The organism is Streptomyces sp. NPDC005805 (assembly GCF_040630445.1).
Lineage (GTDB): Bacteria > Actinomycetota > Actinomycetes > Streptomycetales > Streptomycetaceae > Streptomyces.
On the sequence record NZ_JBEXXN010000043.1, the window covers coordinates 1 to 16804 of the forward strand.

The window sequence follows — 16804 nt, forward strand, 5'->3', positions numbered from 1 at the left end:
AACTCTTCCGGATAGGGCTTGGGCACAGCGACATCCTTCCCACCTGCCTCACAGGGCAAGCCAGTTCAGATGTCACCCGATCGTGCACCAGACCCCAGCGGTGGACCCTGGCGAGGGTTGCGGAGTTGATCCACCTCCTGTTCGGGTACCGGTACACGCCACGTGGGGTGTCGTCTGTTGCACCGGCTGGGCTGGTCACCGCAGGTCCCCGCGCACCGGGTGGTCGAGCGCGACGAGCAGGTCGTGGCCCGGTGGCGGTCGGAGCAGTGGTCACGGGTAAGAGGACGGCCCAGCTCCTGGGCGGGTGGATCGTGTTCGAGGACGAGGCCGGGCAGGACCTGAAACCCGGCAAAAGCCGGACCTGGTCACGGCGCGGGCGGACGCCGCTGGTCAGAGTGACGGGCAAGGGTTCCGGCCGGGTCCTGATGGCCGGGATGATCTGCGTCAGACCGGGCCGTGAGACCCATCTGATCTACCGGACGCAGACGTACCGGGGCCGGACCGGCGAGAAGAAGGGCTTCCGGGCCCGCGAGTTCGCGGACCTGCTGACCTCCGCCCACCGGCAGCTCGGCGATGCCCCACTGATCGTGCTGTGGGACAACGCCAGCACCCACCACGCCAAGGCGTTGCGGGAGTTCTGCGACCGCAACAGCGACTGGCTCACCATCGTCAAGCTCCCGCCCTACGCACCCGACCTCAACCCCGTCGAAGGCGTATGGGCCCACCTGAAGAAATCCCTGGCCAACCTCGCACCCCGCACGATCGACAACCTCACCCCACACGTGAAGAACCGCCTGCGCACCATCCAACGCCGACCGCAGATCCTCAACGGCTTCATAGCCGAGACCGGCCTCGGACTGGAGCCCCCGTAGCCCCGTCACCCTGCCCTTTCAACCTCAGCGTCAACTACTGCCGTCAGGGCAGGATGTAAGGCCTCATACCGGTCATGAAGCGGCCCTGCCTCTTCGCCTGAGCGAAGAGGCAGGGCCACCCCTGTGGATGATCAGGCGATTGGCTCGCCCGCCACTCCGCTAAATCCAACGAGTCCGTTCCTCTTCGCCATGTCGAGAATCTCCGGGAGATAGTCAAGCTGGCGAACCGAAAGGGTCAGGAGGACGTACTTGGATGCATCGTCAGGCTCCTCCTCCAGGTCAAACTGAGACGGCTCCAGAACGTCGTTCACGTCCGGCCACCTAGCCAGCAATTCTTCCCGAAACCGCAACACGTCGGGGCTTACGGCGAGGGCGCTAGTGTCACCTTCAGCGAGGGCGTCAAAGACTTCCTCGGGGTCCCCGACGCAACGCTTCCAGAAGCCGAAGTCGCTACTCACTGGCCATCCTCTCAGGTTAGGGGTTGCAGATCGGACACTCTGTACTGCGACGGACTACCGAGGTTTCAAACCCGTACGTCTTCGCTAGCCATTCGTCCTTCCTTCGCTGGCCCCTTGTGTAGTTCGATTTATTCACCTTCACCTCGTAAAGGTGAAGATTGCCGTTTGGCTGCCTGACCGCGATATCCACTTGACGAACGCCATAGGGAGTCCAGAGTTCGAGCCCGTTCCCGTAGCTCTCGCTGTATATATCGGACTTCTTGTAGAACTTCTCAAACGTCGCCGTCATTTCATCAACGCCGGCGGCACCCCTGGCTTTGTCGTGCTGACGCACGCCACAGTTGCTGTTGTGAACGAGTACCGAAGTCTGACCCGCCAGCACATAGTACGTGTGGAGGTCAGCGATGGTGAGGTTGTGGACCTGAGTCGGCTGCTCTGCCCGATCAATGCGCTGGATACGGACGGACTCGCCGTCAGAGGTTTCGAGATGCTGTCCTGTCTCCAGATCGCCAGCGTCGACCCACTCAGTGCCCCCCGGTAGCCAGAAGGGGTGGTTGTCGGTCGCCGTGACCTTCACCTTCTTGCCGTCAACGGTAAGGGTGATCGTCACCAGGGACTTCAATCCCGTGCTGGTGATCTCGGCGGTCACCGTCTTGACCGTGGTCTGGCCGGTTTCAGGGTCAGTGGCCAGAACCTTGTCACCGATCCGGACATCCTCGATGGGCTTCGTTGTTCCATCCGCCAGGAGGACGTGCGTACCGGGCACAAAGCTACTACAAGGCAACCTCTCGGCCTTCAGGACCCTGAGGCCCTTCAGTACGCGTGCCCAGGGGAGGTCAAGAGCGGCGCTTCCACAGGCGGTGACGCTTTGCCCGCCAAGACAGCTCTTCCAGGCGTCGACGTCGGGGACGACCAGTGCCGTGACGATGCGTTCGAAGCGGTTGGGTGTGCGGTCGATTATTCCAAGCGCTTCTGCAGCGCCACAGAAGGACTTTGTCTGATCCTGCACGATGTAGCAAAGACTTTCCGCCCAGGCTTCGAGCCTCTTTTCCTCGCCATACTGAGGGAACCTTGCCTCCAGTTCCCGCGCCGTGAGGATTTCAACTCCCTCGATCGTCACCCTGCCGTTTTTCTTGCCGATGACAATCGTTCCGGACGGGGAGCTGCTGGACTTCCCCTTTCCTCCGTTCCCCTTACTGCCGTTGTTCCCCTTCTTCTTCGGCTTCTCGTGACAGCTGTAGGTGGTGCAACCAGGGCCGTTGCCCTTGTCGGGGGCCCAGACGGAGTCGGGGTTACCGGCGCTGCACCCGTCGCAGTAGAGGCCCGAAGGGTCGGAGAAGGTGAGGGGGTTGTTGTTGGCGTAGGCGTAGCCGTTGATCTGCTGGGGGTCGGTCAGGTCCATGATCGGGTCGACCGACAGGAAGCGGCCGGTTGCCGAGTCGTAGGAGCGGGCGCCGACTTGGGTCAGGCCGGTGGACTCGTCGATGGTGCCGCCGACGAAGCCCTTGGTGCCGGGCCAGGTGGCCGGCTCAGGGCCGCGGGTGCCGCCGAAGGGCAGAGTGCGGCGCTGGCTGAGCTGCTGGGTTGCTGCATCGATGGCGAGCAGGGCTGTGCCGTGGTGATCGGCGGTGGTGAAAGAGACCTTCCCGTCGTCGGCCTGGACGGCCTGATGGCCGCCGCCGAGAGCGATGTAGCGGGTGGCCTTGGGGGTGGTCGTGCCCTTGGCGACCGTGATCTCGGTGCCGTCGAGGTAGAGGACGGCCTGGGTCGGAGTGCGGGCGATCAGGCGGTTGCCGTCGGCGTCGTAGAGGTACTCGGTGACCTTCGGTGAGCCGCCCTCGACCGGTTCGGTGACCTTGACGAGCCGGCCCTCCGCGTCCCACTTGAGGGTCTGGCTGGTGCCGTCGCCCAGGGTGCGGGTCTCGGTGTTGCCGGTGGCGTCGTAGGTGAAGAAGTCGCCCTGGGTGACGCCGGGGCCGTTGCGGGTGATGGATGTCAGGCCGTGCGGGCGGACCGCGTTGGCTCCGGGCGCCGGGTAGTCGTAGGTGCTCGTGACGTTCTTGGTGGTGTCACCGGCCGTGTTGTGCTGCGTCTCGGTGGTGCGGTTGCCGGTCTTGTCGTAGCCGTAGGAGGACCAGTACGGGGCCGGTCCGCCGACGACCGCGGCACTGGGCGCGTCCGCGCAGGTCTTGGTGGACTGGGCCCACGCCTTCGTCAGGCGGCGCAGGTAGTCGTAGGTGAAGCACTGGGTGTCGGTGCCGGCGCGCGAGGTGTCCGAGACGGACAGGACATTGCCGGCCTCGTCGTAGCGGAAGGTCGACGCCTGGTCCACGCCCGCGACGTCCTCGCGGTCGACCCGGGTGTACGAGAGCCGCTGGGTGCCGGCCTCGTACTCGTTCGTCACCCAGGTCTTCTTGCCGCCCGCGTTGGACAGTTCGTGCTGCAGGGGCTTGCCGGTCAGGCTGTAGGACGTCGTGGCCTTGATGCCCTCACGGCCGTCCACGGCAAGCGGACGCAGTGTCGCGTCCTCGTAGACGAAGACGACGGACGAGGCGGCCAGGCTGCCCGCCTTGGGCAGGCCGATCCCGCTGACCAGGCCGGATTCCTTGTAAGTGGCGCTCGACTGGTAGGTGCCGGCGAGTCCGGCGTTGGCGGTGGTGGCCGGGATCGTCACGGAGGTGCGAAGCGGCCGGTAGAGGCGGTCGTAGGCGATCACCTTGTTGACGTAGGCCGAGCCGTCGTCCGCGTACCGCGTGGATTCGGCGAGGTGGCCCTTGGCACCGCTGATGGTGTCGTACGTCCACTTGGCTCGCAGGGCGCCGGTCGACGAACCGGAACGAATCTCGGTTCTGCGGCCGAGACCGTCGTAGGTGTAGGCGAGCGTGGTGTTGCGGGCGTCCTGGGTGGAGGTGAGACGGCCGCGGTCGTCGTAGAAGTACTTGAGGGTGCCCTTGTCGGGGTCCTTGGTCTGCTTGACCTGCCCGAGAAGGTCGTACTCGTAGGTCCATTCGTTGCCCGCGGGGTCCGTCGCCCTGGACAGGGACCCTGCCGGGGTGAAGTCGTACTTGGTGGTGTCGAACGAGGCGCCGGCCGTGCGCTGGTGGTGCTGGCGGAGTTCGGTGGTCTGGCCCCGGGCATCCGTCAGGGTGGTGGTGGCGGTGCCGCCCTGGGGCGGGATGACCGTGGTGCGGTCGCCGCCGTAGACGGTGCGGGTGATGCCGAGGACCTGGCCGCCGTCGCCGTTGCCGAAGATCTGCCGGTGCTCCGTCTGCCTGCCGAGCCCGTCGTGGGTGTAGCGGTTCTGGGTCTCCACGCCGAGGGCGTCCTGCGGCTTGACGAGCGTGGTGGAGGGCTTGTTGGTGGCGTAGTAGGGCAGGAACTCCTTCGCCGTCAGGCCGCGTTCGTCGTAGAAGACATCGGTGAGCAGCCGTCCGCCGTTGGGCCCGGGGGCCTGCGTCTGCCGCGGGCGGAGGAAGCCGTCGTAGAGGACATAGGAGGTGTCCTGGCCGCCGTTGTTGCCGATGGTCTTGGTACCGACGGCGACGGGCTGGTTCTCCGCGACGGTGTAGGTGTACTCGTAGGTGGGGGTCTGGCCGGTCAGACGGTCGGCGAGCCAGACCTTGGTCTTCCGCCCCAGCGCGTCGTAGGCGAAGTTGGTGACCTTGTTGTTGGTGTCCGTGATGCTGAGCTGCATGCCGCGGAGCGGGTCGCGGACGGTGGTGGTGGTCTGCGCGGTGGCACTGTCTCCGGTGGTGACCGGCGGCGTCGTGACCTTGGCCGAGTCCGGGAAGCCGGTGCTCGGGGTGTAGGCCGTGGTGGTAACGCGGCCGTCGTTGCGCGCGGTCCGGGTCACCGTGTCGTTCTTGACGGTGACAGTGCCGCTGAGGTCGTTCGTCGTGAGCCTGCGGCCGTAAGCGTCGTACGTGGCAGCGGTCTCGGTGTAGGTGGCCGTGGTGCCGTCGTGCGACTTGAGCATCGCCGTCGCCGTGGCGCTGCCCTTGGTGGGCGCGGCGCCGTAGGCGAGGCCGTCGTAGGCGGTGCGGACGTCGGATATCACGTCACCGGGGCGCGTGGGGGTGGTGCCGCATGCCTTGGAGACCGCTTCCACCCGGGCAGGCAGGGTGAGGATCGCGCCCGCCGACGGGTAGGAGGTGCGGGTGCACTTGTCGTCGGTGGTGGTGGAGTCGTCGCCACGGTCGTCGATCTGGGTGATGCGTCCGGCGACGGTGTCGAACGTGTTGACGGTCGTGGTGGTCCGCCAGCGATTGCCCGCGCCGTCGTCGAGTGACGTCCAGGCGCGGGTCTGGGCGGTGCCGGTGAGGTTGGCGGTCACCGTGCCCCAGGAGCGGACCTTCTTTGCCGTCTCGTGGTGCCAGGGGCGGCTCACGGTCTTGCTGAGCACGCGGCCCTGGGAGCCGGAGTACTGCACGGTCTTGTACTCGAAGCCGGCGGCCGACTCGTGGTCGGTGAGCTGGGCCCCCTCACCCTCGCCCAGGGCGACGGTGACGGACTTGGTGCCCCCGTCAGGCGTCTTGCGGTCGCCGTCCATGCCGCGGAGGAAGTAGCTGTCGGCCTGGGACTTCATCGCGGCGGCGCCGCCCTGCCCGCCCGTCCTGACGCGGACGTGGCCGTAGCCGCGCCACTGCGACCAGGTCTTGGCCTTCTCCTTGGTCAGCCCGTCATCGTCGTCGTAGTGCCAGGCGGCGTCACCTAGGTAGTCGTACATCGTGACCTGGTCGGGAGCGCCGCCCGTGCGGTCGGTCAGCGTGACGGTGGAGGTGACGTACTTGTTGAACCAGTGCAGTTCCGGGTCGTCGCTGCCGCTGCCGCCGATGTACTGGGGAAAGCAACGGGTGATGTTGGTCTGCGGGGTGGGCAGCGCCGAGGCATTGCACACGGGCGCCGAGTAGTTGACGTCGATCTGTCCGCCTGCCTCGTCGGCGACGGAGGCAAGGCGTTCCTTGATGAAGGGGGCGTAGCCGTCGCCGGTCCGGTCGAGGCGGTTGGCGTGCTGGGTGTACCCGAGAGTGGTCTTCGGCAGGGTGATGGCCGGACTGGCGCTCTTGCCGGTGCGCTGGATGGACTGCAGCAGAAGCTGGTAGTCCGTGTCGGCCTGCCCCCACCGGTGGCCCAGCGTCCACGAGTCGGTCCGCGTAGGTGCCGTTCCTCAGGACCTGGGTGGCGACGGTGGCGAGGCGCTTGGTGGTGAAGAAGACGGGTGCCAGCCGTCCCTGGTCGCAGGTCGCACCGGCGTTGCAGTTCAGGTCCCAGGGGGTGTCGTACCAGTGGAAGGCGTCGGTCTCCACCTCGGCGCAGGTGCTGCCGCCTGCGGGCAGGCACCGCTTGCCGTTGGTGAAGTCGACCTTCGCCAGGGCCTGGGCCGAGTACATGCTGGTGGAGCGCAGTCCGTACTCGATGCGGTCGAGGGAGCCGCCGCGGACATAGCGAGTATTGGCCTTCTCGTCCAGGTTGCGGCCGTAGGAGTTCGACTCCTTGTCGTAGTAGTAGGCGATCGCGTTGCCGTGCGGGTCGACCACGTAGTCCAGGTTCCAGCGCCAGCCCTGCTGGCACCAGGAGTCGGCGAACGCGGAGGCGTGGCACGGCTCGTTCGCGTCGTCTCCGAAGACCGGGGCGGTCCAGGTGGAGTCGGTGGTCTCCTTGCCGGATGCCCAGCCGGGCAGCCGGTTGTATCCGAAGTAGTACTGCACTCCGTCCGGGGTGGTGACCTTCCAGTACTCGTCGTCACGGGCGCCGTTGGCACGTACGTCCGTGCTCGTCCCTCTCAGGCGCTGGACCTTGGTGCCGTCGTCGTCACGCAGCCGGAAGGTGTCGGCACCGGTCGGCACGAGTTCGCCGCCCTTGCCGTTGAAGGAGATGAACGCGTTGTCGTAGGCCCAGCACAGGTCGGCCGGCTTGGCTCCGTCGGGGCGCTCGACTCCGTCGTCGGCGCACGACTTGTAGCGGCGCTCGATGGAGCCGGGCCACAGGTCGAACCCGTCCCCGACCCATGAGGCCTGGTTGTTGCTGTTACCGGTGCGCCCGTCGATGGACCCCGAGGAGTACGAGAGACCGACGCTCGGCGCCAAGCCACCGGGGACCTCGGGCACGTTCATGGCGTACGACCAGGAGAAGTCACCGGTGTTGAGACTGGTGCTCCACTGCGCGGAGGGCGAGAGCGGGGTCGCCTTGTAGTCACCACCCATACTGGCGTCGTCGGCGACGGCCGCCAGAACCGTGGCACGGGAGGGCGCGAGGGTGACACTCCGGGCGGTGAGCGTCTGCTTCTCGGTGTCGTTGACGGTGTCGACGGGCTCGGCGGAGCGGCATTCGGCCTTTTCCGGCGTCGACACCGCACAGGCCGGCAGCTCGACCAGCTTCAAACGGTCGGCGTAGCCGCCACCGAAGGCCGCGGCGAAGGCCGAATAGTCGAGACGGGCGCGGACGGACGTCGTGGACCTGGTGGTCCCGGCAGCCTCCAGGCTGAACAGCGGGCCGTCCGCTCCCGCACGACGGGCCGCCTCGCGGTCGAGCATGCGGGCCCGTACGGACGCGGAGGCCCGGGAGTTGCCCAGGGCGATGGGAAGCTTTCCGGCACGGACGACGGACGAACCGCTCTTCGGCACCTCGACGGTCACGGTGCCCGCCTCCGGCCAGACGGCTCGCGGGACCCGAACGGGTGCCCCGGACTGGGCAGGATCTCGTGGAACGAACGGGACCGGCGTGACCGCCACCGGCTTCTCCGAGGTCGGAAGGTCGGGACGGCCCGTGCCACGATCGACCGCGGAGGCAACGGGCTGGGTCGCCGCCTGGAGCAGGGTTCCCATCATGACCACGGCCGAGGCCAGCGCTATTCGGCGGCGCAGGGAACGGACTCGCGTCCGCTGTCTACCGTTCATCCTCATCCTTCGTCGTGCGAGTCCGTCAGAAAGTGCGTAGGTGGCAGTCGGTGGTCAGTCGCTTCCGGGGACGACGGTGTCGGCACCGGGAATTCCTTGGGACAGGTGGCCGATGGCGGTCTCGCTGAGCGCCCCCTGGAAGGTCCACACGTCCGAGACAGCACCAGGCCAGTACTCGCCCCAGGTGTTCGCGCCGGTCTTCGTCCGGCCGATGTGGAGCCCTTGCGAAGCCTTGAACGTGATCACGTTCTCGGCGCGGGAGATCCTCTCCTCACAGGCGGAGTCGTCCGCCACACCGTCGCCGTCGGTATCGGCACATGCCGTCTCCTCCAGCTCACCGCCGACGTAGAGACGCAGCTCCCGAGCGAATCCGTCGTAGACCAGGGCGACGTGGTGCCACTCCCCCACTCCGCCGAACGGTCCGTACGCCACATCGGTCCCGGTGGCCGACGTGGTGTCGGCCTGGTTCGTGGTGATCTGCCAGCGGCCCCCGGTGTCCGGTGTCGCATTCGGGACGTAGCGGACCTCGAAGGCGTTCTTGCTGCCTCCGGGGGCACTGATGAGAACGGCCGGTGCGGTCGGCGTGGCCGCGGCCTGGACGAACGCGCTGACGGTGAAGCTTCCGGAGGTGTCGACGGGAACAGCGCCGGCCGTGGTCGCGGCGTAGTCGTCCACGCCGTCGAGCTCCAGACCGCCGTCCACCCAGCCCGATCCCAGCCTCGCGCCGTTGTGCAGGCTCAGACCCACGCCCGTCGGAGACGCGTCCGGTGTGGTGGGCGGCGTGGCCGAACTGGCCGTCTCGAACTTCCAGCGAGCCTTGACAACGGGACGCTGCCGGAAGAGCTGCTGGACCTCCTCCGCCGAGACCGGCCGGTCGTACAGCCGCACATCGTCGATCTGTCCGGGGAAGAACTGGGTCAGCTGTCCGCCGTCGATGCTCAGGGCACCGACCTGGACCCGCCCGCCCGCGTACCAGGGGGCGGCCTGCGGCACGCTCCCCACCTTGGTGCCGTTGACGTACAGGGTGAGCGTCTTGTCCACTGCGTCATGGACGCCCACCAGGTGCACCCATTCTCCCGGCCTCGCGGTAGTGCCCTCCGGCTGCACGACCCGGATCTGCTGAGCCCCGGGAGTATCGGCGGAGTACTGGGTGAAGCCCCACCGGTTGTGGGTCTTCGAGTAGTACAGCTCGAATCCGGGCCGGTTCGTGCCGAGTTGAGCGACCACGGTGGCCGCCTGACTCGGGGTCCGGGCGAGCTTCGCCCACGCCGAAACGGTGAACGGGCGCTGGGTGTCGGTGTGGGGTGATGTGGTGTGCGCGTAGTCGCCCGCGCCGTCCAGTTCCAATGCCTTGCCCGCGACACCGGGACTCCCCAACCGCGCATCGCCGGCGAGAGCGAGGGGCTGGGTGTCGGCCCGACCGGTGACCTGGGTGGCCCCGGCATCCTCGTCCATGGGGAAGACGGCGCGCGCCGTCCGCCCGGTGCCGATGGGTTCCAGGTTGTGCAGGCGGGTCACCTCGGTGGCGCTGACGGGCTTGTCGAAGATGCGCAGCTCGTCGATGGCTCCGGGGAAGTGGTTGGTCACGGAGCCGTTCAGGTTCGCTGCGCCGACTTGGAGCCCCCGCCTGGCGTCCCAGGCGGTCGTGTACGGCGTGGAGCCGGCCAGCACTCCATTGACGTACAGGCGCAGTTCCTTGTCGCCACCGCTGTAGACACCCACCAGGTGGGTCCAGGTGTTCGCGGTGACGCCGCCGGCCTGCGGGGCCATCGCCCGTGCGATCGAAGCGCCCGCCGTGTCGGAGGTGTACTGGTTGAAGACCCAGCGGTTGTAGCCGTGGGAGTAGTACAGCTCGAATCCCGGGGAGTGGTTGCCCGGCTGTGTCGCCACCACGGCGGCACCCGTGGGCACTCGGTCGAGTTTGACCCACGCGGACACGCTGAATCCGTTGGCGGTGTTGACCGTCGGGATGTCGGTCGCCGCGTACCCGCTCGTGCCGTCCAGGTGGAGGGCCTTGCCCAGCTTGCCGGTGGCTCCGGTCGTGGCGCCACCGTGCAGCACGGCGGCGCGGGCACCCGAGGAACCCGCGGCCTGACGCGCCGCGCTCCCCTCGTCGAGCGCCCAGACCGCCCGCTCGGGCTGTCCTGCCTTGACTCTGAACCGGTAGGTCCGGGTCTCACCGCCGTTGCCCGCTTGGTCGAACGCCCGGGCTGTGACGAAGCTCAGCCCCGGCTTGGCCGGCAGCAGCGGGATGCTCCGCGCGGCGCCTCCGGACGTCGGGAGCGTGTTCTCGGGTTTGGGGTCGCTGTTGATGCCGAACCAGTACTTCGTCACGTCACTGTCGGCGGCCTTGAACGTGAAGGTGCCGTGCTTGCCCACTCCGTCGTGCCAGGGGTCGTTCGGGTCCTCGGGATCGGATGCCGGGTAGTCGCCGGAGGTAATGGTGGGCGCCTTGGGGAGAGCTGTGTCGTAAACGAAGTAGCAGCCCGTCGGATCACCGGCGGTCGACCAGGGGGAGTACTGGGCCCCGTCATAGCTGCGGGCGTACCAGAAAACCTGCTTGTTCTTCGGTACCGAGGAAGGCAGGCTGACGACGAAGTCGGAACCCGACTTCTTCGAGGTCGTCCGCCCCGACTTCCACCGGACGATCGTGCCCTTGCCGTCCCCGGAGTCCCACTGGGCCTCGAACTCAACGGCGACATTGTCGCCGTCCGGGTCGGTCACGCCAGTGGCGTATATCTTGCCCAGGGTGCGCACGCGGGCCGCGTCGGACGGTCTCTTGCAGGTGCCGCCGTACTCCGCCGAGAGCTGCGACATCTTGATCTGCGACGGCGCCCGGTTGTACTTCACCCGCAGGTGCGCCTTGTCCGAGAAGCGCTTCCAGGCGTAGCCGTCGTTCTCGTTGGCTGCCTGCAGGCCGAACGTCATGGTCGGCCTCTTGTTGTTCGCGGCGGCCTGCAGCGCCGACTTGACGTCGAACTCGGCGTCCTTGGCCGAGCAGCCCGTATAGCCGTGAGCGAACGAGTCGGAGTCCAGGTGCTCGATCCAGAAGCCGGAAGCCTTCTGACTGTTCCATGTGGTCGACGAGGAAATGCCCTCCGTCCTCCACAGCTCGACGGAGCGCGGCGAGCAGGACGCCGACCAGGTGTTGCGGACCACGAACTCCGCGGACAGGATCGTCTTGCCCGCGAACCGGGACACCGGGATCTGGTAGAAGAGCCGCTTGGTGTCGTGCGGAGCGCAGTAGGACCAGTTGCAGTACCCGAGCCCGGCGTCCGGATCCCCGTTGAACTTCCACTGCGGTGCCGACGCCCAGTACCGGGACGCCATCGTCCACGCCGTGTTCCGCGGGGTGTACCACTGCGGATCGATGAACACCGGGTAGACGGTGTCGTCCGACCGCAACACCTCGGCGTCCGGGGTGAGCACCAGCTCCGCCTGCCCGGCCGGCACCTCCACTCCCACCGGAGCGAGCTTGCCCGACTCGCCTGCGCCGGGCTCGGTCCCGGCAGCCTCGGGGGCCCCGGCAGCCTCAGGGGCGTCCTGCGAGCGGGCCGCCCTCGCACCCGCCGGGGATGCCTTCCCCACCGGGGCGGTGGCCGCGGTTCCCGGGCCGGGGCTGGAATCCCACATCATCGGCTTCGGCGCCTCGAAGACTGCCGCTCCGGCGCCGGCGTCGACGGCCTCCAGGCCGTCCTCGTCCGTCACCCGGACCTCCAGCTTCTCCGTGGAGAGCCTCAGCCGGAGCTCCTCCAGCTGGGGACTCCGGGCGGCTTCCGCCGACTTCACCACCAGGAGCTGAGTGAACCCGTCCTCCTGGGCGGTCATGCGCAGGTCGACGCCCGGCAGCACGGACTCGTACGTGGCCACCGGCCCGTCGAGTCGCGGGGCGGGCAGCGAACCGGGCCATGACAGGCTCAGCTCGCGGCCGGAGCGCTCCAGCCGGACGAGCGGATCGTCAGCACCCCCTCCGGAGAACTCCAGATTCACCGTGGACGCAGCAGGTGCAACCGCCCCCTCGTGCGTGGTCGCCAAGTCGGTGTCGACGCGCTTCCACGTACCGTCGGCCCGAGTCCACACCGGCCGCAGGTACTCGCGGGCCTCCAGATCGCCTTCAGGGGTCACGAACACTTCACGCGTCTCGCCGCGGAGCGCGGTGAGCTCCACCGGATTGCCGGTCCGCGAGGCCTTCGCACGCGCCTCCGCTTCCGACGGCGCTTGCTCGCCGGATCCGGCAGCGTCTTCGCGGGACGACTGCGCCACAGTATCGGCGGGCGCACTTCTCTCCACCGCCTCTGCGCTGCCGACTGTGGACGGCAGGACACCGAGAAGCAACGGCACCCCGAGCAGGGCGGCAACAGCCGGGCCAACGTACCGATTTCGGGTACACACCTTCGGCGCACCATGCCCGCGAAGCATCCACAGTTTTCTCACAGGCACAACCAACACTCACCCGTGACAGAAGGTCAACGGAGATAAACCGGGCGTCAACGACACGAAAGCCCGGCAACATTCCTGTGATCTTCGGCACGTCCTGCTCGGGCGAACCGGTCCCTGCCCGGTCAACGGCAACTAACCGCTGGTGGAACGGATCTGGAGACGACCAGCGTCTCTGCGATCTCGTTCGCGGAGCCCTTGGGGGGGACCACTCATGCGCGTTCACGCCCTGTGCCGTACGCCGATGCTCGTCGCTCTGGTCACCGGAGCGCTGCTCGTTTCGGGATGTGCCGTACGCCGATGCGGATCCCGGGCGACCGGCAGATCAAGCGTCTGCGGGACGCCCCGAAGCCCTGACGTCGCGCAGATCGCCGACGGCAGCCCCCCGGGCCCGGTTCACGCCGCCAGGTCGCGGACGCGTACCGGGAGGTGCCAGCGGTTGCGGCGGTGGAGGCGGTCGAGGTCGGCCTGGAGTGGGGAGGGCGGGACGGTCAGGACCGGGCAGGTGGCGCGGGTGCGGCAGTAGCCCGCGACGGAGGGGCGCAGGCGGCGCAGCGCGCGGCGGGTGCCGGTGCCGACGACGATCAGGTCGGCGGGGCCGTCCGCGAGGTCGACCAGGGCGGCGCCCGGGGTCGCCTGGGAGACGACCGCGTGCAGGGGGACGTCCGGGCCGGACGGGCCGAAGAGGGTGGTCAGGAGGGTGCGCAGGCGGTCGGCCGCCGCGTCGCGGCAGACGGTGGTCATGCAGGTGCCGGGACCGTGGCCCGGGCTGCCGATCCCGGCGCCCGGCGCCTGCCAGGCGAGGACCGCCCACAGCTCGGCGTCCCGGGCCCGCGCCTCGTCGAGTGCCCGGCGCAGTGCCGTCGCGCTTCCCGGGGTGCCGCTCGCACCCGTGACCACCCGAGGCCGCCGCATGGTCCCCACCCCCTGTCCGTCCCCTACCGGTGCCTGCTCGGATGCCCGCTCGCGCCGGTTCCACGCACACCCGCCGCGCCCGACGCTGCGCCCGGGCCGGGGAGTCCGGGTGGAGGGCCGGTCGAAGGGCCCCGGGGAACGCGACGGCCCCGGCCCCACCGCGCACGTGGTGGGGCCGGGGCCGTCGGCGGGACGGGCGGGCGTCAGCTCTTGTTCAGGCTCGCCCAGAACTCGTCGAACGACAGGAGCTTGTCCCGGTCGGTGTCCGAGGCGGCGATGACGGCCGCGGCCACCGTCGCGGTGACGTTCCAGTCGCCCATCTGCGCCATCGCCGTCTTGTACTCGGCCGCAGTGATGAAGCCGTCGCCGTCCGCGTCGTAGCGGTCGAACGCCTTGCGTGCTTCCTCGATGTCCGCCACCGGTCCACCCCTTCTTGGTGCCTTACTGACGGGGCCCGGATTATCGGGCCGTGCCGGCGGTCCGGTGGGCGAGGGCGGGCGGGGACGCGGGCCGGTCCGGTCGCGGGTCAGCCGCGCCACGGGCGGTAGTGCGGGTTGTCCACGCACCCGCTCATGATCTCCCGCTTGGCCTGGCGGTCGACCGGGCAGGCGCCGACGACGAACTCGCGGGCGATGCCGCCCGGGAAGGCGACCTCCTGCTGGTCGGCCCACTGGTGGGTGTCGCCGATGGTGCGGTTCACATCGATGCCGCCGGGGGCGTCGATGTAGTAGTTCCAGGCGCTCTTCCACTGCTTGTAGAGGTCGTGGTCGTAGGTGGTCGAGACGAACGGCGAGGGCTGGTTGACCAGGACGTAGCTCTCCAGGTCGTACTGGCCGTCGAGCGGGGCCTTGGGGTGGAAGCCCTCCTCGAAGACGACGGCGGGAGCGCGGCCGTCGGCGCGGTAGAGCTGCCCGCAGGAGGCGCGGTGGACGGGCTCCGGGGTGACGCGGTCGACGTCGACCCGCTTGTCGGCCGCCGCGTGCAGCCGGTCCGTGACGACGGGGCAGACCGCGGCCGCCGCGGCGGCGGGAGCGGCCGGGGCGACCACCGGGCGGACCTGCGCGGGGGCCTGCGCGGCACCGGCGGCGGTGGAGACGGCGGCCGGGGCGAGGGCGGCCGACAGGGACAGCACGAGGACCGCGGCACGGCGCCGCAGACGAGAAACGATCATGAGGAGCACCCTGCCGCAGGGCCGCGCGCCGGGAGCGCAACCTCACCCGCCCGTGGGCGAGTTGCCGTCATGCCCCCGGGCGCCCGGGCGGCGCGGGGAGACCGGGCCGTGAGCGGCCCCGGCCGACATGTTCGCGATCATCAGCTTCGATGATTCACGCGTGCAACCTCACATTCATGCATCGTTTTGCAGGCCGATGGGCGGCCTCGCCTAAGATTCACATTTCATTTGGGTCACATGTACCTTTTTGTCCGCTATACAGTTTTGGCGTGGCGGCGTCCGTCTGCCATAGTCGGTGGCACGACCCCCATTGACCCGGGCCAGGTCGTCACAAAGCGGCCGTGGATACACCCCACCCCGTCCACGGCGCTCCACACAGAAGCCCCCACGCGCCCCACCCGGGCGCACGGGGGCTTCTGTGCGTCCGGGTGCGGGGCCCTACGCGAGCCGGGCCCACACAGGCCGGGCCGGGGCCGGGGGGCCGTCAGCGCTCCGCGACGCGCATCTCGAACCAGGTCGTCTTGCCGCGCGGCAGCAGGTCCACCCCCCAGCGGTCGGACAGGGTGTCCACCAGGAACAGCCCCCGCCCGCTGATGTCCGTCTCCTGCACCGGCATCAGACAGGGCAGACCGCGCGAGGGGTCGTTCACCTCGACGCGGATCCAGCCGCGCCGGCGCAGCATCTTCAGACCGAAGACCCGCGCCCCGGTGTGGCGCACCGCGTTGCCCACCAGCTCGGAGACGAGCAGCACCGCGTACTCGCAGGTCTGGGCCGGAAGGGCCCACTGGCGCAGCACCACGTGCTGGGTGAGCCGGCGCGCGATCCGCGCGGATTCGGGCAGGGACGGCAGGCGCACCTCGCCGTCCGCCGGACTGCCGTGCAACTCCAGCGCCTTGAGCGCCTGTTCGTCCTCCACGGCCGGGACCCACCGCGCGGCGGCCGTACCGGCACGCTGCCGCGCTTGTCCCACACCCTCCAGGCCCGCCATGCGTCCATGATGGCGGCAAAGGCGGCGCCCCGGAGGTGTTCCGGGGGAAAGTGGCCCCCGGTATGACTCATTCCGGAGGTAGCGAAAGTCATATGCCAGAGGCATTAAATGATCACTCACACCCCGCGCCACCTGCGAAGACGGCCCCGAAAGAGGCACCCGCGGGCCCCCGAGCCAGGGGGCGGACGGCGGGACCCGTACGGGGACTCGCCCCGCGCACAGCCGGTTGACGCGGCGGCCGGCGCGACGGCCGGCCGCCCCAACCGGCCCTGCCTCAGAGGAACTTGGCCTTCCCCGGGCCCTCCTCCACGAAGCTGCGCATGCCCCGCTCGCGGTCCTCCGTCGCGAACAGCCCCGCGAACCAGGTGCGTTCGATCGCGAGACCGGTGTCGATGTCGGTCTCCAGACCCGCGTCCACCGACTCCTTCGCCGCGCGCAGCGCCAGCGCCGGGCCCTTGGCGAGCTTCCCGGCCCAGGCGAGGGCCTGCGCGTACACCTCGGCGGCGGGCACCACCCGGTCCACGAGTCCGAGGGTGAGAGCCTCCTCGGCCTTGACCATGCGGCCGGTGAAGATCAGGTCCTTGGCGCGGGAGGGGCCGATCAGCCGGGAGAGCCGCTGGGTGCCGCCCGCGCCCGGGATCAGGCCGAGCAGGATCTCCGGCTGGCCGAGCTTCGCGTCCTCGGCCGCGATCCGGTAGTCGGCGCAGAGCGCCAGCTCGCAGCCGCCGCCCAGGGCGTAGCCGGTCACGGCCGCGACGACGGGCTTGGGGATGCGGGCCACGGCGGTGAACGCCTCCTGGAGGCCGCGGGAGCGCAGCACCATGGCCGTGTGGTCCATGTTCTGCATCTCCTTGATGTCCGCGCCCGCCGCGAACACCTTCTCGCCGCCGTAGAGGATCACGGCCCGGACGTCCTCGCGCCGGGTCGCCTCCTCGGCCAGCTCGCGCAGCCCGTCCTGCACGGCCACGTCGAGGGCGTTCATCGGGGGGCGGTCCAGGCGGATGGTGCCGACGCCGTCGGAGACTTCGAGGGAAACAGTCATGGGCCGAGGTTAGCCCGCGTCAACG

At 69.0% G+C, this 16804-nt stretch carries 11 protein-coding genes; 2 read left to right on the top strand and 9 right to left on the bottom strand.

The features are described from left to right. Positions 1–162: 162 nt before the first annotated feature. Complete coding sequence (locus tag ABZ457_RS21890; RefSeq protein WP_359159672.1) at positions 163–342, top strand: winged helix-turn-helix domain-containing protein; 180 nt, start codon at positions 163–165, stop codon at positions 340–342. Next, a complete protein-coding gene (locus ABZ457_RS21895) occupies positions 312–872 on the top strand; it encodes a transposase (RefSeq protein WP_359159674.1) in 561 nt (186 codons plus the stop codon). Before ABZ457_RS21890 ends, ABZ457_RS21895 begins: the two co-directional genes overlap by 31 nt. A 131-nt stretch (positions 873–1003) precedes the next feature. On the opposite strand, the gene ABZ457_RS21900 is transcribed toward ABZ457_RS21895, so the two are convergent. The 9 genes from ABZ457_RS21900 to ABZ457_RS21940 form a co-directional block, all read right to left on the bottom strand. Then, on the bottom strand, positions 1004–1330 hold the full coding sequence (locus ABZ457_RS21900) for a hypothetical protein (protein WP_359159676.1): 327 nt from the start codon (positions 1328–1330) through the stop codon (positions 1004–1006). Between the two features lie 16 nt (positions 1331–1346). Then, on the bottom strand, positions 1347–6056 hold the full coding sequence (locus ABZ457_RS21905) for a polymorphic toxin-type HINT domain-containing protein (RefSeq protein ID WP_359159736.1): 4710 nt from the start codon (positions 6054–6056) through the stop codon (positions 1347–1349). Next, positions 6037–7965 carry a hypothetical protein gene (locus ABZ457_RS21910; RefSeq protein ID WP_359159678.1) on the bottom strand — a complete coding sequence of 643 codons (1929 nt, stop codon included), beginning with the start codon at positions 7963–7965 and terminating at the stop codon, positions 6037–6039. The genes ABZ457_RS21905 and ABZ457_RS21910 overlap by 20 nt, the downstream gene beginning before the upstream one ends. Before the next feature lie 315 nt (positions 7966–8280). Further along, positions 8281–12357, bottom strand: coding sequence for a LamG-like jellyroll fold domain-containing protein (locus tag ABZ457_RS21915; protein WP_359159738.1), 4077 nt, complete (start codon positions 12355–12357; stop codon positions 8281–8283). 702 nt (positions 12358–13059) lie between these two features. Further along, positions 13060–13578, bottom strand: coding sequence for a universal stress protein (locus ABZ457_RS21920; protein WP_359159680.1), 519 nt, complete (start codon positions 13576–13578; stop codon positions 13060–13062). A 203-nt stretch (positions 13579–13781) separates the two neighbouring features. Then, positions 13782–13997, bottom strand: coding sequence for an EF-hand domain-containing protein (locus ABZ457_RS21925; protein ID WP_359159682.1), 216 nt, complete (start codon positions 13995–13997; stop codon positions 13782–13784). A 107-nt stretch (positions 13998–14104) separates the two neighbouring features. Next, positions 14105–14749 (bottom strand): ADP-ribosyltransferase, encoded by a 645-nt coding sequence (locus ABZ457_RS21930; RefSeq protein WP_359159684.1) that lies wholly within the window; start codon positions 14747–14749, stop codon positions 14105–14107. Positions 14750–15233: 484 nt separating this feature from the next. Continuing rightward, positions 15234–15737: an ATP-binding protein gene (locus tag ABZ457_RS21935; protein ID WP_359159686.1), complete on the bottom strand. Its 504-nt coding sequence runs from the start codon at positions 15735–15737 to the stop codon at positions 15234–15236. Between the two features lie 274 nt (positions 15738–16011). Further along, entirely contained in the window at positions 16012–16779 is a 768-nt protein-coding gene (locus ABZ457_RS21940) for an enoyl-CoA hydratase-related protein (protein WP_359159688.1), read from the bottom strand. Positions 16780–16804 lie beyond the last annotated feature (25 nt).

Excerpts from the sequence above, each read along its gene's own strand:
- ABZ457_RS21905 (WP_359159736.1), bottom strand. The coding sequence starts at position 6,056 with ATGTACGACTACCTAGGTGACGCCGCCTGGCACTACGACGACGATGAC.
- ABZ457_RS21920 (WP_359159680.1), bottom strand. The coding sequence starts at position 13,578 with ATGCGGCGGCCTCGGGTGGTCACGGGTGCGAGCGGCACCCCGGGAAGC.
- ABZ457_RS21935 (WP_359159686.1), bottom strand. The coding sequence starts at position 15,737 with ATGGCGGGCCTGGAGGGTGTGGGACAAGCGCGGCAGCGTGCCGGTACG.
- ABZ457_RS21930 (WP_359159684.1), bottom strand. The coding sequence starts at position 14,749 with ATGATCGTTTCTCGTCTGCGGCGCCGTGCCGCGGTCCTCGTGCTGTCC.
- ABZ457_RS21940 (WP_359159688.1), bottom strand. The coding sequence starts at position 16,779 with ATGACTGTTTCCCTCGAAGTCTCCGACGGCGTCGGCACCATCCGCCTG.